At 43.4% G+C, this 20,651-nt stretch carries 21 protein-coding genes; 8 read left to right on the top strand and 13 right to left on the bottom strand.

Features of this window, described 5'->3' with window-relative positions; genetic code table 11:
* The first annotated feature begins 265 nt into the window (after positions 1 to 265).
* The 4 genes from IP510_RS03900 to IP510_RS03890 all read left to right on the top strand — a co-directional run bounded on the left by IP510_RS03900 (position 266) and on the right by IP510_RS03890 (position 2,453).
* Positions 266 to 469, top strand: coding sequence for a CsbD family protein (locus tag IP510_RS03900; protein ID WP_194363478.1), 204 nt, complete (start codon positions 266 to 268; stop codon positions 467 to 469).
* 780 nt (positions 470 to 1,249) lie between these two features.
* Complete coding sequence (locus IP510_RS13690; RefSeq protein ID WP_227669457.1) at positions 1,250 to 1,495, top strand: hypothetical protein; 246 nt, start codon at positions 1,250 to 1,252, stop codon at positions 1,493 to 1,495.
* 279 nt (positions 1,496 to 1,774) lie between these two features.
* Positions 1,775 to 1,918 (top strand): hypothetical protein, encoded by a 144-nt coding sequence (locus IP510_RS13685; protein ID WP_227669456.1) that lies wholly within the window; start codon positions 1,775 to 1,777, stop codon positions 1,916 to 1,918.
* 154 nt (positions 1,919 to 2,072) lie between these two features.
* Positions 2,073 to 2,453 carry a hypothetical protein gene (locus IP510_RS03890; protein ID WP_194363477.1) on the top strand — a complete coding sequence of 127 codons (381 nt, stop codon included), beginning with the start codon at positions 2,073 to 2,075 and terminating at the stop codon, positions 2,451 to 2,453.
* A gap of 143 nt (positions 2,454 to 2,596) precedes the next feature.
* On the opposite strand, the gene IP510_RS03885 is transcribed toward IP510_RS03890, so the two are convergent.
* The 8 genes from IP510_RS03885 to IP510_RS03850 all read right to left on the bottom strand — a co-directional run bounded on the left by IP510_RS03885 (position 2,597) and on the right by IP510_RS03850 (position 10,681).
* Positions 2,597 to 2,908: an NGG1p interacting factor NIF3 gene (locus IP510_RS03885; RefSeq protein ID WP_194363476.1), complete on the bottom strand. Its 312-nt coding sequence runs from the start codon at positions 2,906 to 2,908 to the stop codon at positions 2,597 to 2,599.
* Between the two features lie 54 nt (positions 2,909 to 2,962).
* Positions 2,963 to 3,595, bottom strand: a complete 633-nt coding sequence (locus IP510_RS03880; protein ID WP_194363475.1) for a DNA-3-methyladenine glycosylase — start codon at positions 3,593 to 3,595, stop codon at positions 2,963 to 2,965.
* A 546-nt stretch (positions 3,596 to 4,141) separates the two neighbouring features.
* Positions 4,142 to 5,056, bottom strand: coding sequence for a lantibiotic ABC transporter permease (locus IP510_RS03875; protein WP_194363474.1), 915 nt, complete (start codon positions 5,054 to 5,056; stop codon positions 4,142 to 4,144).
* Between the two features lie 162 nt (positions 5,057 to 5,218).
* Positions 5,219 to 5,932, bottom strand: coding sequence for a phosphoribosylaminoimidazolesuccinocarboxamide synthase (gene purC, locus IP510_RS03870; RefSeq protein ID WP_194363473.1), 714 nt, complete (start codon positions 5,930 to 5,932; stop codon positions 5,219 to 5,221).
* Between the two features lie 133 nt (positions 5,933 to 6,065).
* Entirely contained in the window at positions 6,066 to 6,374 is a 309-nt protein-coding gene (locus tag IP510_RS03865; protein WP_227669454.1) for a hypothetical protein, read from the bottom strand.
* Positions 6,375 to 6,500: 126 nt separating this feature from the next.
* Complete coding sequence (gene dapA / locus IP510_RS03860; protein WP_194363472.1) at positions 6,501 to 7,406, bottom strand: 4-hydroxy-tetrahydrodipicolinate synthase; 906 nt, start codon at positions 7,404 to 7,406, stop codon at positions 6,501 to 6,503.
* A 451-nt stretch (positions 7,407 to 7,857) separates the two neighbouring features.
* Positions 7,858 to 9,060, bottom strand: coding sequence for a hypothetical protein (locus IP510_RS03855; RefSeq protein ID WP_194363471.1), 1,203 nt, complete (start codon positions 9,058 to 9,060; stop codon positions 7,858 to 7,860).
* Between the two features lie 229 nt (positions 9,061 to 9,289).
* Positions 9,290 to 10,681 carry a Do family serine endopeptidase gene (locus tag IP510_RS03850; RefSeq protein ID WP_194363745.1) on the bottom strand — a complete coding sequence of 464 codons (1,392 nt, stop codon included), beginning with the start codon at positions 10,679 to 10,681 and terminating at the stop codon, positions 9,290 to 9,292.
* An 848-nt stretch (positions 10,682 to 11,529) separates the two neighbouring features.
* Here IP510_RS03850 and IP510_RS03845 point away from each other — a divergent pair.
* Positions 11,530 to 13,824, top strand: coding sequence for a cation:proton antiporter (locus tag IP510_RS03845; RefSeq protein WP_194363470.1), 2,295 nt, complete (start codon positions 11,530 to 11,532; stop codon positions 13,822 to 13,824).
* A 174-nt stretch (positions 13,825 to 13,998) separates the two neighbouring features.
* Here IP510_RS03845 and tmk read toward each other — a convergent pair whose 3' ends face one another.
* On the bottom strand, positions 13,999 to 14,709 hold the full coding sequence (gene tmk, locus IP510_RS03840) for a dTMP kinase (protein ID WP_194363469.1): 711 nt from the start codon (positions 14,707 to 14,709) through the stop codon (positions 13,999 to 14,001).
* 111 nt (positions 14,710 to 14,820) lie between these two features.
* Entirely contained in the window at positions 14,821 to 16,110 is a 1,290-nt protein-coding gene (gene mltG, locus IP510_RS03835) for an endolytic transglycosylase MltG (RefSeq protein ID WP_194363468.1), read from the bottom strand.
* A 169-nt stretch (positions 16,111 to 16,279) separates the two neighbouring features.
* Here mltG and IP510_RS03830 point away from each other — a divergent pair, with 169 nt between their 5' ends.
* Entirely contained in the window at positions 16,280 to 17,044 is a 765-nt protein-coding gene (locus IP510_RS03830) for a DpnI domain-containing protein (protein WP_194363467.1), read from the top strand.
* Here IP510_RS03830 and IP510_RS03825 read toward each other — a convergent pair.
* Positions 17,041 to 17,535, bottom strand: a complete 495-nt coding sequence (locus IP510_RS03825) for a hypothetical protein (RefSeq protein ID WP_194363466.1) — start codon at positions 17,533 to 17,535, stop codon at positions 17,041 to 17,043. The genes IP510_RS03830 and IP510_RS03825 overlap by 4 nt on opposite strands.
* A 195-nt stretch (positions 17,536 to 17,730) precedes the next feature.
* On the opposite strand from IP510_RS03825, the gene IP510_RS03820 reads away from it, so the two are divergent.
* Both IP510_RS03820 and IP510_RS03815 read left to right on the top strand, forming a co-directional pair.
* Entirely contained in the window at positions 17,731 to 17,904 is a 174-nt protein-coding gene (locus tag IP510_RS03820; RefSeq protein WP_194363465.1) for a DpnD/PcfM family protein, read from the top strand.
* Positions 17,905 to 17,987: 83 nt separating this feature from the next.
* The gene (locus tag IP510_RS03815; protein WP_227669453.1) at positions 17,988 to 18,701 is read left to right on the top strand and encodes a DNA-methyltransferase; all 714 of its coding nucleotides are present in this window, start codon (positions 17,988 to 17,990) and stop codon (positions 18,699 to 18,701) included.
* A 5-nt stretch (positions 18,702 to 18,706) separates the two neighbouring features.
* Here the strand turns inward: IP510_RS03815 and IP510_RS03810 are convergent, their stop codons facing one another.
* The gene (locus IP510_RS03810; protein WP_320154171.1) at positions 18,707 to 19,690 is read right to left on the bottom strand and encodes an aminotransferase class IV; all 984 of its coding nucleotides are present in this window, start codon (positions 19,688 to 19,690) and stop codon (positions 18,707 to 18,709) included.
* Positions 19,691 to 19,693: 3 nt separating this feature from the next.
* Positions 19,694 to 20,365: a hypothetical protein gene (locus tag IP510_RS03805; RefSeq protein WP_194363464.1), complete on the bottom strand. Its 672-nt coding sequence runs from the start codon at positions 20,363 to 20,365 to the stop codon at positions 19,694 to 19,696.
* Positions 20,366 to 20,651 lie beyond the last annotated feature (286 nt).

Raw genomic sequence — 20,651 nt, 5'->3', positions numbered from 1 at the left:
AGCAACACTATAAACATTGGATATACAGACACGATTTATAAATAAGCCTATATTTAATACCACAAGGCAGTCAACACTAGTGACAATAATAAAAAGGCACGAAAAAAAATAAGACAGTAAAGATGCCCACTAAATGCCTTTGTTTAACATTAGACTATAAAAATAACAAACAATAATAAAATATGCTCCGCCCATTCTACAGAAGTTAATAACGAAGTAAGTATCTATAAGAGTAATAAAATAACCAACAAAAAAGGAATTAAAAATGAACGAACATACGCTAAAAGGTGAATGGAACCAAGTAAAAGGGTCAGTAAAGCAGAAATGGGCTGATCTAACGGATGATGATTTGCTACATGTTGAAGGCAGCCGTGACAAGCTGGTCGGCAAAGTCCAAGAGCGCTATGGCCACAGTAAGGATGATGCTGAACGTGAAGTCGATGACTGGCGCCGCGAAAACAAGTACTAAGTAGGCTTTCTTAGAAGATAGTATTTTTAAGATGCCAAGTTTAAAATAATAAGTTTAACGTACCAAGCAGAAAACCACATAGGATCTTATGTGGTTTTTTTATGGGCGGTTAATAACGGCACACATTAAACTGAGCAATAAGTTTGATATTGGTATGATTGGATATGCAAATTAGTATCACCCAGACACGATAAAACCGCATAGCAATGAATTGTTATGCGGTTTTATTGTTAACTATCCATGTTACCTATCACGACTGCTTTCTATGCATCCTTGCATAAATATTCAGTATATTGTGATACTGGGCATCCTGCCCTTTTACTACACTACAGCGTTCAGTATTAACTGCTGCTATCAGCAAAGGTTATGTGTCCGTATTTCAGCTACCATCGTCATCCTGATTTTGGTAATTGGAACATCATTCTTGATGCGGTTAACTCAATCCTTGAGTCACATTCCCTAATGCCGTGTGACTATAATGCCAAAATATCACTGTCATGTTAAGTCGCGTAAACGTCATTGTGTGTAAGCATATGCTTACACGGTTTTAATTATCTCAATGATTACAACTTGTTAACGTAAAAGACACTTAATATAAAGCTTTGTGTCTTACTATGGAGAATGTAAGAAAATATTTCCGAGAACATAATCTCTGACATTATTAACAATAGAGACTTATCAAACTATTGCTATATCAAGACAACCTACAACCTATCATGCGGCGAGTGATACTAATGCATCTATCGCATGCTCTCTGAAAACCTTATAGGATATTGCATTATGAAACCTCTAAAGCCGTTCTCATTTAAGACAACTGTGTCTGCTGGTCTTATTATTGCATTATTGGGTACGACTGTCGGTTGTACCGTAGTAGGGCCAGGCTATGACAATCAGTCTGTGTATCGCAGTGATAACAATCGCCAAAACGATAGCTTTAACCGTGTCAGCCAGCAGTTAAGTCAAGACTTGCGCCGTAAAGGCTATCAGGTCATGGACATTAGATCTGACAGTTATCGTGGCGATTGAGCCATCACTGCCTTTGCCAAAAAGAATAACCAAGCTTATGAGCTCAAATATACCTACCCAGCTCTCAGGCTCATCAGCTCAAATAAAAGAGCATGGTCTAATAACTGGGAAGATAAAAAGTATCAACAAGATAATGACCGTGATAAGAAAGATAAGTATAAAGGTAATGGCAAATACAAGAATGACAAGCGCTATAAAAAAGACGATGTAGAAAACAATATTAAAAGAGAGTCACGTTACCCAGCGATTCAGCGCCGCGCTGTCAGCAAAGTAAGGTCTATGGGCTATCGTGTCGACAGTATCGACCTTGAAGAAAAAAATAAGCGCGGTGTATTCGAAATTGAGGCAAAACGTGGTTCACAAAAATATGAGATATTGCTCAGCTACCCAAATCTAGACGTTATCAGAGTTAAAAAAGATTGATTACTTTAAAGCTTCTTTGATCAGAGCAATGTTGCAAGTCCGTGCTTTTAAGCCATAGTGCTTCGTCAATCTTATCTATTTATGTCTTTAGCCAATTACTTTACAATGCTCAATCCTTGGTTAGCGGCAGTGCATATATTATGAGGAAATTTTTATGAAAAATTTATCAGCTTTAACGCTCAAAACTGTCGTATCTAGCAGTATTATCGCCGCCCTATTAACCGTAACGACTGGCTGTGTTACCACACCTAGCGGCTACAACGTCTATGATGACATCTATGGAGATGTCCACAAAGATGATAAAGAGCATAAGAAACACAAAGACAAGCATAAAAAAGCAGATAAAGATGTTTACTCAGCTACCATCGAGCGTCGAGCTGCTAATAAAGTTAGCAGCATGGGATACCGTGTCAAAGACGTGAAATATAAAAAAGGCGATCGCAAAATCAAGGTCGAAGCTGAGCGTGGTCGCGATGATTATAAAATCGAGCTTGGCTACCCAAGCTACAATGTGCTTAAGATCAAAAAAGATTAGTGACGTTCTAAATACTTATGATCTCTTTTAATTTGTAGTTAAGACGTCGTAAGCTTTAAAGCCCAATAGGTCGCTTAATGGCTTGTTGGGCCTTTTTATAACCAGTTTTTCATGTTGTGAGCTGATGTTTTAGCTTTATCAACTCAAAAATCTAGCACCTCGATGACATCATATGCTGGTGTCTCATACGGGTGTGCTGCTTTTAACGCGGTGATAGCCGCAGTAATAAACGCGGCATCGACCACCATCTCAACTCGCCATTCATTGACCCTCTCTAGACTGTCGTGCTTGCCTATGTGCGGGTTACTGCCTGCCAATGGCATAAACTGCCCGACCCCTTGAACTTGCCAACAACACTGCTCGTAATCGCCAATGCTGCCAGCACCAGCCGTGAATAAAGCAGACTTCACTTTGTCTAATGCCTCATCAGGAATAAAAACGGTGAGCTTATACATGGTCTTGCCTCATAAAACTTGCCTCATAGAATAGGTTTAAAAAAAGTTAAACTGCTACTTTTTCGACAGTGAAGGATGATCAGTCCATATATAGCGTAATAGCCAGTCTTTGGCATCGCCTGCATAATCGATACCAATACGTGGACGAAGTGACACGGGTGGCTGGCAACCATCGTCTTCGACCCAAACGTTTGAGACTGGCGTGATAGGCTTGCCATATAAATCACGGTCAATTTGCAAACGCTTTGTCAGTTTCCCAGGACCTGCAAACTGCTTAGGATGTGTAAGCTGCTGATTTGAGATCAGCTGCTCTTCTTCAATCAAGCGATCACTATCATCCGTCAAAAACCCAGCGCGAATTAATACCGACTCAGGCGACTCTGAATGGCCACTGATGAGATTTAACATATGATGCACACCATAGGTCAGATAGATATAGAACACACCGCCTTGCTCGTACATAATCTCTGTGCGTGCTGTACGTGACCCTGCATGCGAATGACAGGCTGGATCGTCTTGACCAATGTAGGCTTCGGTTTCGGATATGCGCATGCGGAGTATTTTTTCTGATCCATCGCTGTCGGTCAGCTTTCGACACAAGACTTTGCCCACCAAGTCAGCCGCGACCACACAGGTAGGACGAGTAAACCAACTAGGGTCTAAAACAGTTGATGAGGTAGTAGACATTAGCAAAACCTTTTCTTATTTTTATCATCTGACTGATATGACCAAATATTAATAAACTAGTATTAGGGCGTGTTGAACATTCAAATATTAGGGCTGCTGATTGTTAAAATTGTACCAAACTAGGCGCAAGCCGACGATAATGTCGAGACCTTAGCTAGGTTTGTAACAACGTTTGGGGTGATTTTAGCATCAGCCTTTCAGGGCAGTACTCTTTTTTGCCAATATATGGCGAAATTGTCTAACCTAGAATGACTAGGCATCAAAAATTTCACTGCATATTGTCTAAAAAATAGTCACTGCCAGCACCACATTTGAATGTTCAACACGCCCTAATAAATTAGCATAAAAGTAAGGCAAGGTATTGAAGACAATGTTGCGCTATGTTTGATTTTTTATACAAGTTAAGTGACAAACTTTTGCTTAAAAGGATGATGTTCACAGCGTGTAGTGAACATCAATAGTTATGGCTAGAGAGGATTTTATCACTAAGCATTATTAGCAGATGGATCAGAATCGCAAGCTGGCTTTAAATTCATAGGTCGAGTTTTATGTTGTATGGCGTTTTGCCATGTATTTGCCCAGTAAGGGTAAGCAAAATGCTGGTAATTGAAAAGCACCCAGTAACGGTAAAAATACCGCACCCATAAACGGTGCCGTTATGGTGTAAGCAAGCAATACATTGCGTCCACCGCACACTAATGCAGCGATAATGGCATTTTCATAGCCAAAACGTCGATATATGATATAAGCCGTAAAATAAAACACCAATGCCAATACTGAGCTTAGTACTAGTAATAACAAGGCTTGCCACGGATTATGGTCAAAGGTGTCACGAAATCCTGCCATCAGTCCCAGTGGAAACAACATCAGCAGTAAGATATTAAACTGTCCAATTTTGGGATAATAACGTGACAAAATAGTAGGTGAAACGAATCGTCGCACCCCTAACGCTAGCACCATGGGCATAGCAATATAGACTAGCAAACGATTGATATAAGTGCCAATGTCTACATGCGCATTTTTATCGCCTAATAGCCACAATACGCCCAATAATGTACATGGCATAATGAGCGTGGCAGCGATGGTTTTTGCCGTCGCCAGTTGTGCATCAAACCCCACTGCATTGACCAATGCACCACTGCCAAACAATGGGGCCGTGGCACCAAGACCTGCAATAGCCAACAGCCAATCGCCACGTACACCGAGCGCATAAGCAATTAGTATTAAAACCAGACTCATACCCCCGCTTTGTAGTAGGGCAAAAACCCACACATAGCTTGTCGCTATACGCTTTAACAGCGCATATTGGTCAATGCCTAATAAAGTAAAAAACATCAAGAAGAACAGTATTTGGGGTAAATATACTAATACTGCGTTGGACAAGTTGGGAAAAACAAAGCCCACAATTGCACAAGCTGGCATAATTAATGTGCTATGACGTGCAATAAAACGAAGAAGCATGACCTTTCCTAATAAAAATATTTGCAAAAAAGCGGGTATTACTTCCCTTTCTTACCATCCGTTATGCAAATAATCCCCACTAGGAAACCCAAACTAATATGACGCCATAAAAAAACTGAGCACATGGCTCAGTTTTTTTGCTTTACGCTAAACATTGACTGCTTAGCTCAGTGGCACACCAATACGGTCAGCGACTTCTTCATAAGCTTCAATCACATCACCTAATGACTGACGGAAACGGTCTTTGTCCAGCTTTTTCTTGGTATTCTTATCCCAGATACGGCAACCATCTGGTGAGAATTCATCACCTAACACGATGCGGTCATGGAACACGCCAAACTCAAGTTTAAAATCAACTAGGATTAAATCACCCTCGTCAAACAATGCTTTTAGTACATCATTAACTTGATAAGTAAGCTCTTCCATCTTAGCCAATTGCTCTTTGGTCGCCCAACCAAGCGAGATTGATAAAGACTCATTCACCATCGGATCACCGAGCGCATCATCTTTATAAAACAGCTCATAGGTAGGAGACGTCAATTCTTGGCCTTCTTCTAAGCCCAAACGGCGTACCAAACTACCAGCAGCAAAGTTACGGACCACGCACTCAACAGGAATCATATCCAAACGTTTGACCAATACTTCATCGTCAGATAATTGCTTTTCGAAATGCGTTTCGATGCCCGCATCAGACAGTTTTTGCATGATAAACGCATTGAAGCGGTTATTGACCACGCCTTTACGTGCCAATTGTTCGATACGTTTGCCATCAAGCGCCGAGGTATCGTCACGGAAATGTAGAATCAGAAGATCGTTGTCTTCTGTTTCATATACAGATTTGGCTTTACCTTTATACAGCATTTGTTGCTTTTGCATTATGGGGGTTCCTGTTCGTTCAAGCTTATGTGGTAAAAACGCGCAGCTACCACTGACTTTTATTTGATGCTGTCGATCTGATTGTCATAAATAATGATTACGTCAGTAGTATGGATAAGTTTAATTTGAAGGGTTACTGGTTACTCACAGCACGCTGAGGCTTTGGCAGTTGGTACTGGTTGCCTGATTCGTTCTGTAGCGTGAGGGTATTTGCCCCAGCATTGGGTGTTGAGTATAAAGGGACAAATGGCGCTGTTTCTTGAGCTGCAGGCAACTCTATCGGTGCAAGCTTTTTGCTTTGCTGATAGTCAAGACTGCCGTTATCACGTTTACCAAGCAAGTTTTTGGTGCTTTGGCAACCGCTCAAGACTAAAGTGCTACCCAAAACTAAGGTCAGCATTGCAGGAAATATCTTTGCCGTTGTTGATGATGTTTTCATCATAGTGTCTCTCTGAATTAGCAGTGATGGCTCATTTGGGCGATTGACTTATCATGATAAGTTAACTTGCTGCTGGCTTGAATATTGACAATCGAGCTTGTAGCAAGTCTAAAATCGCTGAGTATCAGTTTATAGTATGTTTGCTCGGATCAATGCTTCATCAATAGTTGCATGATACTGCTCCGCGAGCCAGACGAGTGGCAGACGGATACCTTTATCGATAATGCCCATTTTATGCAAAGCGTACTTAGCAGGAATAGGGCTTGATTCGATGAACAGATCGCGATGCAGATGTTTGACCACGTCATTGATTCTATCTGCAGTATCAAAATCCCCGCGTAAGCCTGCAGCAAAAGTCTCGCTCATGGCTTTGGGTGCTACGTTGGCGGTGACCGAAATATTGCCTTTGCCGCCTACTTTCATTAATTCAAGCGCTGTACCATCATCGCCAGATAGGATGACGATTCTATCGCCTACGACTTTGATTAATTGCTCGCCGCGGCTGACAGAGCCTGTCGCATCTTTAATCGCCACGATATTATCGATATCAGCCAAACGTTCTACTGTTTCTTGAGCGATATCAACGACTGTACGTCCTGGCACGTTATAGAGCATCTGCGGAATGTTCACCGCTTGGGCAATGGCTTTATAATGTTGATACAGGCCTTCTTGAGGCGGTTTATTATAATAAGGCGCAACCAATAATGCACAATCTGCACCAGCGTCTGCTGCATCTTGAGTCAGCTTGATGGCTTCCATCGTATTATTAGCACCCGTACCTGCGATGACTGGTACACGACCTTTGACATGCTGCACAAAATAGCGAATGACATCGCTGTGCTCTTGCATAGATAGTGTCGCCGACTCACCGGTAGTACCGACAGCGACAAGGGAATGGGTGCCTTGCTCAATCTGCCAGTCTATGAGATCTGCCAGACGTTTATAATCAACCTTACCGTCAGGGTGCATGGGCGTTACCAAGGCTACCATTGAACCTTGTAATCGGGTTTTGATCTCGTCGTATGCTGTGCTCATAGCCGTGCCTTACTATATTATCCTAGCTTTTATCAAAGCTGTCACATGATAGGTCGTATGCAAGTGCCAAAAGTCGCTTATGCATTGATAAACGGTCATGGCCATATCTTGCCTGATGATGATGCTACGTCTTTATTGACTTATATCTATTTATAATAATGACAAAGATACTCCGTATCCACGTCAATATCGGCATTGTCTGTATAGATGACTGCAGGTATCTCTCAGACGGCCAAAACATAATCATAAAAACGCCTGTTAGTGTAGCATATTTTGGTTTGACCGCTATCAATCAATTGATACGCAATAGATAAATTGCATGCAAAAAAAGCGCAGTGATCTGTATACCAAGAGCCACAAATATTCGACCAAACCCTTATAGCTAAATGGACTTATGCATGGGCATCAACGTCGCATCATACACAATCTCTGATGAGACTTTTGAATACGATTAACGAATCGTCAACACGTCGATCGTGGGGCGATACAGACGAAACGGTAAACCACGTGTGCCAATGCCACTGCTGACAAATATTTGTGCACTGGCATGCTGATATAAACCGTGCGGTTTACCCATGCGACTATTATTAAGAAGCGTCGACTGCTCATGACTACGCTGGATGTCTTTTTGTTTGTGTGCCAGCCATATGTTCTTTTGGATGGCTTTTGCAGCACCCGTAATCAACAATGGACGTGGCTGTAAAGCTTTTGGTAAATCGCTAACACTATCAAATCGTGAGCCCAAAATAATGACAGGATTGGTCGCATTGGCAATTTCGGCACCAAGCGTGGCTTTGTCAGTCGTGCTTGCCGCTTCACTATCCTGATTGGTATCCGGGAAATCTTGCCAGCCGCACAGTATCGCGACCATCGCTCTGTTTAGATTGTCCTGCTCGATGAGACCTTTGTCATCTGATTTAGCGCGTGGATTCACCACTGATTTTTTATGGGCAGATTCAGCAGACGTAAGTGGCAATGAGGTACATTGCTGACCAATATAGTTGATATCTAACACATCAAACGTACTGGCCAAGGTATCTTCTAATAATGGCTGACCTTGCTTGGTCGTATTTATAGACTGATAGTTTAAATCAGAAGTACTCATCACGGTATAAACAGGTTTATTCACCCCTTTAAACAGCATGAGCTGCCCTACCAGATCGGCACTTGGGTAATACAACCAGTCACCAGTAATCAACACCGCATCTGCCGATATGGCATTAATAGTCGTCACAAGCTTACGAATATGGCGCGGCTTGCCACCATATATACCGATGCGTAAGTCTGACAATACCGCTACCTTAAGGGAGGTCGATAAATCTAAATCAATGGCATGATGCTCTAACCGTAAGCGATTGGGCTGTATCACCACAGTGTAAAAATATAAACCCATCAGTGAGAGTGCTACCAACAATAGCGATAATGGCATTTGACCCAATGCTGACACTGAGTCTTGCGACCACACCAGAATCAATAACACCGACCAAAAAGGCATAGTATAGGCAGCATAATACAATGCCAACTTGAGCCAAATACGCATAAAACGATTGGTCGGATTGGCATTGAACGTTTGTAGCCCTGACCACAGTACGGTATACGCTAGCAATGCTGCTGACGTGTAGACAATGAGCGTGTGAAGTGCGGGGTCAGTCATAATTACCTAGCTGTTGCATAGTGCAATGAGCCTATCTAGAGACTCATTGCACATGAGAGCGTGTTGAATGTGCCATACCTCACCCAAATAATGGGTTGTGATATAAGAGACACTCTCAGCCATTTTATAAAAAATCAAACATTATAGAGGTCGAGCTCTACGATAGACAAGTACAATTGTTAATAGCTACCGTCATGCTTGCTGTTAAGTAGTGTACTCACCAGTGTCGCTATTCAATGCGCAGGCCAATAATAGCAGGGATACCTTGGCGGATGATTTCGATGGTGACCACGCCTTTTTGGGGAAGTGATGAGATTGCGCCTGAAAAATCCGTGACTTGTTTAATAGGTTTTTGGTGAAAATTGGTAATCACATCTCCAGCCAAAATGCCTGAGCGTGCTGCCAATCCAGTCGGATCGACCATCGTCACCAGAATGCCTGTCTTATTATCGACGGCAATCTCTGCTTGCTCATCTGGTGTCAAATCACGCAAACGTAACCCGAGCTGCACATCATTACTCTGCTGATCGCCACTTTGTGCTCGGACGTCATCAGGGGCATAAGTGAGCTTACCACTGACTGTCATTTTTTTACCATTGCGCTGAATGTAGGCTCGAAAGGCATCATTTGGACGGGCGCGATTCAGTAGGTTTAATAGATCAGCGGCTTGCATGATCTGCACATCATTGTATTGCAAGATAACATCGCCAGGTTTCAGTCCTGACTTTTGCGCTGGCGAATCTGGCGAGACACGAGTCAGTAGAGCACCTTGAGGTTTATCTAACTGATATGCCTCGGCCAGATTACGATCGATATCTTGTGGGTAAATACCCATATAGGCACGGGTCACTTCACCATTAGTCTTGAGCTGCTCATAAATGTCCATAGCCGCATCGATTGGAATAGAGAATGACAGCCCCATGTATCCGCCAGTCCCACTAAAGATACGCGAATTAATACCAATCACCTCACCGCGCTGATTGAATAAGGGACCACCTGAGTTGCCAGGATTCAGTGCCACATCTGTCTGAATAAAGGGCACACTGGTCTCGCGCGAGAAGCTACGAGATTTTGCACTCACGATACCGGCGGAGGCTGAGTAGTCAAAACCAAAAGGTGAACCAATCGCTAAGACTGGCTCCCCTACTTTTAAAACATTCGAGTCGCCAATTGGTAATGCCGGGAACTGTTTGCCCTCAACCTTCAATACAGCCACATCTGAGCGCTCATCGCTCCCGATTAACGTCGCATCAAGCTCTGTTCTGTCATTGAGGGTAACGGTTATTTTGTCAGCGCCTTCGATCACATGATGATTGGTCAGCATATAACCATCCGTTGTGACAAAAAAAGCCGTCCCGTAAGCATGCTCAATCGCTGGGGTGGCCGCTCGATCAGGGATACGTACACGATCTCCAAAAAACTGTCGTAACAACTCTGCCGTTTGCGCCTTGGCAAGCTCAGCCTCACTCACGGTTTTAGTGACGTTCACGCGAGCAACGGCGGGCGTGACCTGTTGAACCAGACCAGAGAAATCAGCCGTGGTCACCGCTGCCTGCGCACTGTTTATCGTCGTGACATTGATACCAGCAATCATCGCCGTACTGACAGTAAGTGCCAGCATACTGCGTTGTAGCCAGTGCTGTATCCCGACAGCACTCTGTCTGTTAGGCGTATTGATAGGCATCTCGTCTTCCTTATGAGTCATCGTTGTTATGGGTGATAGCCACAGCTCTATTGATAGCGATAGGCAGTTGAACTTGCTACAGGCATTCTGATTTCTACTTACTGGCTTACTGATTGCTACTTATTGACAGTCATCGCTTGCAGCGTGCATGACAAACGCCGCTACTGTATGATGAATAAAAACGTTATCTCGAGCTGTTCTCTATCATGCAGAATAACCCAAGGCAAAGTGATTTCATACTGACTTTGTATAACTTTATGGCGACAAGATAATATCGCGGCCAGCGCTGTCTACATAGGGATGAAATAAAACCGTGCTATGATGACAAGCAACACCATTAATTAAATAAACAAAAATCAGCTATTTAATGATGCGGTTGGTCATGCGTTTATCTAACTGATTGACACCGGCTTTATTTTCTCTCTTTTGTATTTTTAGAGCCGCACTATTTATCTAGCGGTGCTTTTGTCTTTGCTACTTTATACCATATATCATATCTGGCGAATATTGTGTTTCATAATAGTCGGTCGTCTCATAGGTCATGGACAAATGCTCTCAATAACAGCTCATGATTGAAAACTATCGCTGATTATATAATAAAGAGTGTCATTACCATTGAGCACCTATATCGAGCGCCTATATAGTTATGAAACGTTACGCCAAATGAATCTGATCGCTTTTTCATAATGAGTGCACTGTTTTATAGTGGGTTTGACTATAAATGACCATTTTACAGGTTCTATTGCTAGATATAACATATGACAAGATTATAAAAGGATTAATTTATGGATACCGCCCTACTGCTATCCGGCGTGGTTGGGATCGGCATTGCCGCCCAATGGTTGGCTTGGTATTTGAAGCAACCATCCATTTTGTTTTTATTACTGATTGGTATCGTCATCGGACCAGTCCTGGGGGTATTTGACCCTGATTTGGTATTGGGTGAGCTGATGTTCCCCTTTATCTCTTTGGGCGTGGCGATTATTCTGTTTGAAGGCTCGCTCACCCTAGAGTTTGACGAAATCAAGCAACACGGTACCGTCGTGCAAATGTTGGTATCTGTCGGTGTGCTCATCACGATTGCTATTGTAGCGTTGTCGACTTATCTATTGTTTGATGTCGATCCACTGATTGCACTACTGTTCGGGGCGCTGGTCTGCGTCACTGGCCCAACGGTGATTATGCCGCTGCTGCGGAGTGTACGCCCCAATAAAACCATTTCTAACATCCTAAAATGGGAAGGCATCATCATTGATCCAATCGGCGCGATCGCCGTGGTATTGGTGTATGAGTACATTATCTCAGGTGGAGAGGCCAGCAGTATCTTACTGTTTGCCAAAATCGTCGTATTGGCAACAGCCATGGGCATGGCAGGTGCCTGGGCACTCGCGTTCCTCATGCGTCGTCATATGGTCCCTGAGTTTTTGCGCAATGTGTTTACGCTTGCCTTTGTCTTGGTACTGTTTTCGGTATCGAACCATCTAGAGCACGAATCTGGGCTACTAACGGTCACCGTACTGGGCGTCGCCTTGGCAAACTGGCCAAAATTCCCACGTGAGACCATTTTAGAATTCAACGAATCATTGACCGTTCTACTCATATCCGTCCTGTTTATTATTCTTGCGGCACGTGTGGAGCTGGCAAGCTTAATGAGTGTGGGTTTTGCAGGCTTAGTGCTACTTGCTATCGTGATGTTTGTGGCGCGTCCACTGTCGGTCTGGGCATCCGCTATCGGTTCAAACCTCAAGACCAACGAAAAGCTCATGATCAGCTGGATTGGGCCACGTGGTATCGTTGCCGCTGCGATCTCGTCACTGTTTGCGATTCGTCTGCAAGAGTATGACATTCAAGGCGTTGAACTGCTTGTGCCTCTCGTATTTATGGTCATCATCGGTACGGTCATGATTCAGGGTCTGGGCGCAAAAATAGTCGGTAACTTGCTGGGTGTTCGTGAGCCTGAAACCAATGGTATTCTGATCGTTGGCTCAAACCCTATTGCACTACTCATCGCGACGTCGCTTAAAGATCAAGGCTTCGATGTTATCGTCGCGCACAACAACTATACCAATATTGCGCGCGCACGCATGAGTGGTCTGCGTACTTATTTTGGTAACCCTATCTCCGATCACGCCGACCATCACCTTGATCTCATCGGTATCGGTCGTCTGTTTGCCATGAGTATGGACAAGGAGATGAACACCTTATCCGAGATTCATTATCGTCATGAGTTTGGCGAGCGTAAACTATATCGTCTCAAATTCAGTGATGAAAAGGTCAGAAGTGAGCGTGAGGACAAGCAATCAAACTTTCATTCGCAGTGGCTGTTTGGCAAAGACGCTACTTATACCAAGCTTGCCAGCATGCTATCTAAAAAAGCACGTATCAAAATCACTAATATCACGGATAGCTATAGCTTTGAGCAGTACAAAGCGGACAACAAACAGTTTGTACCGCTTTATACGATAGACAAGGAAGGCAAGCTACATGTCATCACCGACCAATTCGATGGCACTGTACCCCGTGATCGTAAACTTATCTCATTGGTCGTAGAGGATGAGGTGCAACCAAAGCCCGTCGACGTGACCTCTAAGCAGGAACAAGCACGTATCGCCGCAGATGCTAACTTTGAGTCCAGCTCAAAAGCCCCTGATAAGCGTAAAGAAAAGGAACTGGATGATAGTGACACTTCAGATAACTCTACAGATATTGATAAAATGAGTGATAAAAATGTAGAGCAAGATACGAGCAATCCAGCGGCGAGCAATAAGTCGTTAGATAACCAAAGCAAGAGCATGGACTCTACTGCTTCATCTGATGCACTTGGGACAAAGACGGTAGCGCCAGAGACAGCAACGACCAGCTCAAATAATAAAGGCGTGATGTCTGCAAACGCAACAGCAATGTCAAAGACCCAAGCCTCTACTAGCAGCCATACAAACGGCAATGGCAGTGCGCCTAAGACTAAAAAGGGCGCGCTTGACCCCAATCGTTTGCCAGATTCTGGACAGGATGCTACTGTTAATAAAAGTCCTGACAGTGATACCACTGATATCGCTAAGGATACGAAGCAAGATAGCTAATACAGTCAGAGCAGTTGCAAAATACCTCAATTTTATGAAGTAGCTGCTATTATCTTAATCGCTCATAAAAAAGCCCCAACACGATGTTGGGGCTTTTTGTCATTGCTATTGTCATCTATAGCGCGTCAAGCTCACGTGTCATCAGTGAGTGGATGAGCGCTCTGAGCAAACAGACTATCGAATATTTAGCTTATCTTGCACCACCTGCCATATTCGCGCACTGACTTCATCGGCGCTGCCAGAGGCATCGATACGCTGTATACGCTCAGGATACTCGGCAGCAAGCGTACTAAAACCGGTATGCACCCACGTAAAAAACTCAATCGCTTGCTGCTCAAAACGATCGGCAGCACCGCGCTTATTGGCGCGTGCCATCCCTTCTGATATAGACAAATCTAACCATAAAGTCAGCTCTGGCAACTGCGGTACAAACTGACTGATAAGCATGTCAATCTTAGCTCGGGCAGTGACATTACCATGCGCACGTCCAAATCCTTGATAGGCGATAGTTGAGTCCGTGAATCTGTCACATATCACCCATGTACCCTGCTGTAGCGCAGGTAGAATCACTTGCTGCATATGATCACAGCGCGCGGCAAACAGCAGCAACAGCTCAGCATCATCCTCGATATCCGTTGTAGGGTCTAATAATATAGCTCGCAAGCGCTCCGCAAACGGACTGCCACCTGGCTCACGCGTACGAATATAGGGGATGCCACTGTACTCTAGTCGCAAGCACAGCTGCTCAATCGCAGTGGTTTTCCCCACGCCTTCTGTGCCCTCAAAGCTGATAAAACGCCCTGTGTTAGGCGTGCTAGTCGTAGGAGAGGTATTTGATTGTTTTGGATTAGAAGACGATAAGTTGGTGTGCACGGGTACTGACATGATATGACCTTATGTCATCGATGAGCGCTATGGATAGATGATAGCAGTTAGGTTATAGCGCTCAATAAACGATAGGTTTTAAAAAAGTAGAGGTGGTGCTTTTATAAACAGTTACTGCGCTGCTGCTTGAGATTTTTTCTCACGCATGACGCTCAGATAGTCTTTGACCGCTAGATTGTGTGCCGCCAAGCTGTTGGTAAATTTATGCCCGCCGTTACCGGTTGCCACAAAATAAAGCGCGTCACTATCGGCAGGGTGTAGCGTCGCTTCGATAGAGGCCGCAGACGGTAGTGCAATTGGCGTAGGCGGCAAGCCATCGATTTGATAGGTGTTATAAGAGGTTTTTTCATCGATATCTCTACGGCGGATATTGCCATCATAACGACTGCCCATGCCATAGATGATGGTCGGATCAGTCTGCATGCGCATCCCTTTATCCAAGCGGTTTCTAAACACCGCAGAAACGATAGGACGCTCCTCTGATACGCTGGTTTCTTTTTCGATAATAGAGGCCATGACCAGTGCTTCGTAAGGCGTCTTATAAGGTAGGTTTGGCGCACGATTTTCCCATGCATCGGTCAGTGCTTGCTGCTGGCGCTTGTATAGGTCGGTGAGCACTTTCTTATCCGTAGTGCCTTCACTATAGTAATAAGTATCAGGAGCAAACCAGCCCTCGAGATTATAATGAACAATTGGATCGCCACTGTTCGTCACGCTATCTGGCAATATACCAGCCAACTCCAATGCGCTAGCAATACTGGCATTGTCGCTCTCTGCGGTCAGTACTTCTTTTTTGATCTTGTCATTATCACGCAGCACTTGATACAAATCTTTAGAGGTTTTGCCTTCGATAATCTGTACCTTTATGACGGCAGCTTTGGCACCTTGCCCTAATATCTGTAGCGCTTCTGTGATGGTTGGGTTCTCTGGTAATTGATACGTCCCTGCATGCAAAGACCCCGCCATTTGCGATTTGATATACAGCTTGGCCACGCTTGCTGAAAACAGTGGGATTTGCTGTTGCCACTGCGGCAATAGACCATAGTAGGTCTGCCCTTTTTCGATAGTGACCATTTGCTTGGGTTGTTCAATACGCCCAAACAATGTCTGATAGACCATCACTAATAAAAATGCAGCGATGAGCCCCAGCACGAGTAACACTTGATAGCCGCGCTGCATAAAAAACGAAGGGTTGTTCACTCTATAGCGACGAGGTTTATTTTCACCACTGATGAGTGAGACATTGGTCGCTGGCGTTGCTGATGTTTCTTCCACCTCATCTACCACTGGCTGCGTGTCTGGCAATGTGGTGTCGACACGCTCCTCAACTGTACCATCTTGGGTATTTGATGGCGACTCATTGGGACGTTCAGGTGGTGTATTGGGTGTAGGTGTGCTCATGGCAACTCGCGAGGCAGATGTTTGCTAGAATTTAGCACTGAACCGTTCGATTTTCAATGGTATTTGCTTAGCTTGTGAATTATCTTGGTGCTGAGTCTCATTTATATGGCTTAATACTCAGACACTTTTTCGATATTCTTAGCTTATCTATCAACAATGAAAACATCTTATGAATCTACATTTCAATCAAAGTCTTGCTAAAAACTATAAATCACCTAGCCAGATAATTCGAGTATTGAGTGAAAACTGGGTCGCAACCAATAGCTACTGCCCTAACTGTGATACTCAACCATTATCAGAATTTACGAACGGCAAACCTGTGGCTGATTTTTATTGCGAAAATTGTAATGAGCAATATGAGCTAAAAAGCAAAAAATCCAAATTAAGCAACATCATTAATGATGGTGCTTATAAGACCATGATTGAACGCATCAATAGTGCAGACAATCCCAATTTTTTCTTCCTGACATATTCAAAAGAATATACCGTGAATAACTTTTTGATTATTCCTAAGCAATTCTTTAAGCCCGATATTATTATCAAGCGTAAGCCGTTATCAGCGACTGCCAAACGCGCAGGTTGGGTCGGCTGTAATATCGACTTACGCCAAGTACCAGAATCAGGCAAAGTATTTTTGGTCAAAAATCAGCAAGTCATACCACGAGATGATGTCAGCCAACAATTTCAAAAAACCTTATTTTTACGAAAACAGTCTGTCGCTTCTCGTGGTTGGACACTCGATATTTGGCAGTGTATCGATAGGCTTGATACTCACTTTTCGCTAAAACAGGTTTATGCTTTTGCTGACGAGTTAAAACTTAAACATCCAGACAATAGCCATATTCCAGCTAAAATCCGTCAGCAGCTACAGACACTACGCGATAGAGGAATTATTGAGTTTGTGAGCCGTGGTCATTATCGGAAATTATATTAAAAACAATTATCATCCCATAATGGCAAATCTTTGGCAGCAACCAAACGACCGTAAAATTTATGAGGCGGGTAATCTAGCTCTAGCTCATCATTCACTTTAAAAAAGTTTTTCACATTGCCCTCGAGACAGGTATACACTCGATTTTTTACCTGTTTATTCCAGCTCATTAGTAATCCTAACGGAGTGCGAGAAGCTTTAGTAAAAGCTTGTTTTTCGGTTGTAATTGCACACATCACAGTGTCTTCATGAAATTGTTTATCTACACCTTGTTCGATGACTTCTTGACGGGTATGCGCATACCTAAACACACTCCCGAATGCTGTGTATTTTTTATCTTTATTAGAATAAACAACACTAAATGCTATCTGTGAATAACAAGGTAAGTGAATCACTTCATCAGGATTTCTTTTCGCTGCACAGCAAACTTTATTAAATATCATCAAGCGTCTGATTTGTACTGGAATTCTTGTCTCTTCATATATTGAACGCATACGATACTGTCCTTTTAACGGTTTCTACTGAAAAAGGATCATTGATCGATTTGCTCTAAGACACAAGTCTAGGTAACAAAAGACGATCACTTCTTTTGAGCGCTTTTGCTAATCTAGTTGGTATAGATAACAAAAATAGATTTTGAATATGACAACTTGTAATTGTTGAGAATAGTTATGATAAGGACAGACGGTTTGAATATTTATCAAATAGAAGTAATCGAAACGATGAGTGCACTTATAGAAGTGGTTGCTGAAGATGGTGAAACTGCTCTGCTAAAAGCGCGAGAAAAATATAGAAGCGAGAATATTACTTTAGAACCTGATGAGATGCTTGATACTCAATTTATTATCTTTGGCGTAGAATGAGTGACTAGTTCAATCCAAAAGCAGCTCTCACTGCTTCCAAGCTTTCATAGATAAGCTTATGGACAATAAAAGAGCGCTGGCTCTTGAACAGTAAATTCAACGATGGTCTAACAGTCAAAAACGGTAAAATCCAGTCAGTCAATAAAGGCCAATGGGATAAGCTTGTCAGTGACGATGACGCTTATACATTTACCTATGAATGGCTTTCTGCTGTACGTGAAAAAATGGCAGATAATGCAACCTTATGGGTCAGCGGTACGCACCATAATATTTTTACCTTGGGACGTATCCTACCGCAGCTTGGTTTCAAAATACTTAACGTTATAACTTGGGAAAAAACCAACCCACCGCCTAACTTCTCCTGTCGGTTTTTCACTCATTCTACAGAGTTTATTATTTGGGTAAGAAAACACCCTAAAATACCCCACTACTTCGATTATGATTTGATGAAGCGGCTCAATAACGATAAACAGATGAAAGATGTATGGCGTTTACCCGCTATTGCCAAGTGGGAAAAATCTTGTGGCAAGCACCCAACGCAAAAGCCGCTAGCGTTACTAGCCCAAATTATTTTAGCATCCACTAAAAAAAATGCTTTGGTTCTCGACCCTTTTGCTGGATCTTCGACAACAGGTGTTGCAAGCAACGTCTTAGGAAGGCGCTTTATTGGTATTGAGCAAGAAACTGAGTATTTGCAACTTAGCCAAGCGCGCTACGAAGATCTACAAGACGCTGGTAGGAAAGAGTTTTTCAAACAACATTTTTATCGTTTATTAAACAAAGAAGATAAAAGCTAGACGGATTAAAAATCCACAACCTCACCTGACAGCAACGTCAAACTGCTCATTGGCATGATGCCGCGCAGCGCATTGCAAAAGAATAACTGCGTTAATCGAGGCAAGTCCTCATCTGCTAACGGTCTAATCTCAACTGGACAAGCCGTACTTGATAAAGCATCAATAAGCACTTGCCGCATGACACCAGCGACACCCGATTGCGCCATAGAAGGTGTGTACCACTGACCTGTAGTGAGCGTAGTTAGATAGTTGTCATTATTTTCATAATCGTTAGAGAGTTTTGTAGGTTCTGATAATGACTTATCGGCTAATTGATAAAACACATTGCTCATCGTCCCTTCCACCCAGTGTCCGCTCATATCACGTAGCAGTCCTTCACTGAGGGTTTTTGCGATAGCAGATGCTAGTGGCTCAGCCTTTATCTGTTGTAACTCACCACTGGCAAGCACATTGTCTAGACGATTTAGGGTTTTGAGTCCTGCCAGCGTGGATGGCAGGCAAGCAATTTGAGAAGACAGGCATATCGCAGCAGCAGCGGGCTGCATCGGTACCAACGCCCCATCAGGCAGCGTCAATTGCAGTGCAGTAGACACTCGCATCACAGAAGGCTTTAACCATATCTCACAAGCACTACCAAAGACAGTTGGCGTATAGCCATAGCCTCTGATATCTTGCGCAGCGCGCGTCACTATCAGCTTGAGCATACCCTGCTCTAACTGCTCAGCATATAGTGTGAGCACAGCCATCAGCTCAGACGGATTGATATCGAACTGCAAAGCATCAGAGTGAGAGACAAGGCGCTGATAGTGGTAGTCGTCCCACAGTATCTGTCCATCGATGACACCCATAGTGGTAAAGAACCCATCAGCATAGGCCAATCCACGGTTGTCTGGCGACACAGCTACTATTGTCGATGCTTCGATAGCTGCCCTATCGTTCTGTGGATAGAGACAGACCCAGTGGTTGGGCAGTGGTATCGTGGCGGTCACTGATTAGCTGTCATCTGTTTGAGCAGCAGATTTATTGATGACCAGCATACAGCTATAAAACTCACATTTGGCCAGCTCGACTTTTTGTCCACTGACGACTCTGTTTTTGATGATTTGGCTATTGAGCATATCAGCCACCAGTTTGCCGCCGTCATCACCCATCAGCTGACGTGATAGCTGGTAGGACTTTTTGGCATGGCTTTGGCTCAGCTCTTTTTCTTTGTCTGAGTCGGTAGGATTGGCGTAATACCAGCCAAGCTCTAAATATTTTTCGGAATCGATAATATCCAAATACGGTGCATCGTTTTTCATAAAGCGATATTTGGCAGCAGGGTTACTGGCATAGTCTAGGCTGTTTTCGTCGGTGCTCATGACCTTACCAAATGCGGACTGAATACTATCTAGCTCAGTGGTGTTCAGTGGCGCGGCCGCATCAGTGCTCCATGCTGCGACATCATATTTGACAGGCGTACCTTGCTGCGCCGTTGCCCCGTCCAAATCAGGGTTATCGGCAGTACTGTCTTGCACTGGTGTATTCGTCACTGCCTGCTCATTACTCTCAGCGTTTGCATCTGGGTTTTGAGCCTCTTCTTTTGTGCTGTCACAGCCACTGAGTGATACACCAACTGCTATGATCGTAGCTGATAGAAGGGTTTGTAGATTATGATTCCACATGAATAGTTTACTCACACTTTTAGTTGATCTCAAAATATTAAGAAGCTGGCAAAATGCCGCTGATAACCAAAAATTTAATAAAGATAGAAGGCTTATGATTTATAGTTTACCCAACTGCTTAGTACTTGACTAGCTTTTACGTTACACAGAACACGCCCAGAGAGTACAGATTTGTTAACTATATCACTGGCCAAAAACCCTCTTTCATAAAAGGTTGCTTGGACGCGCGCTTGATTTGTCAATCATAACATTATCGCTTATGATGACCGCGTATCTGTTTTTTACT

Origin of the sequence: Psychrobacter sp. NG254, from assembly GCF_015277735.1 — a bacterium.
GTDB lineage: Bacteria > Pseudomonadota > Gammaproteobacteria > Pseudomonadales > Moraxellaceae > Psychrobacter.
The sequence above is the reverse complement of the archived record's forward strand: the minus strand, read 5'-3'. Positions and strand labels throughout refer to the sequence as shown.

Bases quoted from the DNA above. Each gene is read 5' to 3' on its own strand.
- IP510_RS03900 (WP_194363478.1), top strand. From the start codon at position 266: ATGAACGAACATACGCTAAAAGGTGAATGGAACCAAGTAAAAGGGTCA.
- IP510_RS13690 (WP_227669457.1), top strand. From the start codon at position 1,250: ATGAAACCTCTAAAGCCGTTCTCATTTAAGACAACTGTGTCTGCTGGT.
- IP510_RS13685 (WP_227669456.1), top strand. From the start codon at position 1,775: ATGGGCTATCGTGTCGACAGTATCGACCTTGAAGAAAAAAATAAGCGC.
- IP510_RS03890 (WP_194363477.1), top strand. From the start codon at position 2,073: ATGAAAAATTTATCAGCTTTAACGCTCAAAACTGTCGTATCTAGCAGT.
- IP510_RS03885 (WP_194363476.1), bottom strand. From the start codon at position 2,908: ATGTATAAGCTCACCGTTTTTATTCCTGATGAGGCATTAGACAAAGTG.
- IP510_RS03880 (WP_194363475.1), bottom strand. From the start codon at position 3,595: ATGTCTACTACCTCATCAACTGTTTTAGACCCTAGTTGGTTTACTCGT.
- IP510_RS03875 (WP_194363474.1), bottom strand. From the start codon at position 5,056: ATGCTTCTTCGTTTTATTGCACGTCATAGCACATTAATTATGCCAGCT.
- purC (WP_194363473.1), bottom strand. From the start codon at position 5,932: ATGCAAAAGCAACAAATGCTGTATAAAGGTAAAGCCAAATCTGTATAT.
- IP510_RS03865 (WP_227669454.1), bottom strand. From the start codon at position 6,374: ATGATGAAAACATCATCAACAACGGCAAAGATATTTCCTGCAATGCTG.
- dapA (WP_194363472.1), bottom strand. From the start codon at position 7,406: ATGAGCACAGCATACGACGAGATCAAAACCCGATTACAAGGTTCAATG.
- IP510_RS03855 (WP_194363471.1), bottom strand. From the start codon at position 9,060: ATGACTGACCCCGCACTTCACACGCTCATTGTCTACACGTCAGCAGCA.
- IP510_RS03850 (WP_194363745.1), bottom strand. From the start codon at position 10,681: ATGCTGGCACTTACTGTCAGTACGGCGATGATTGCTGGTATCAATGTC.
- IP510_RS03845 (WP_194363470.1), top strand. From the start codon at position 11,530: ATGGATACCGCCCTACTGCTATCCGGCGTGGTTGGGATCGGCATTGCC.
- tmk (WP_194363469.1), bottom strand. From the start codon at position 14,709: ATGTCAGTACCCGTGCACACCAACTTATCGTCTTCTAATCCAAAACAA.
- mltG (WP_194363468.1), bottom strand. From the start codon at position 16,110: ATGAGCACACCTACACCCAATACACCACCTGAACGTCCCAATGAGTCG.
- IP510_RS03830 (WP_194363467.1), top strand. From the start codon at position 16,280: ATGAATCTACATTTCAATCAAAGTCTTGCTAAAAACTATAAATCACCT.
- IP510_RS03825 (WP_194363466.1), bottom strand. From the start codon at position 17,535: ATGCGTTCAATATATGAAGAGACAAGAATTCCAGTACAAATCAGACGC.
- IP510_RS03805 (WP_194363464.1), bottom strand. From the start codon at position 20,365: ATGTGGAATCATAATCTACAAACCCTTCTATCAGCTACGATCATAGCA.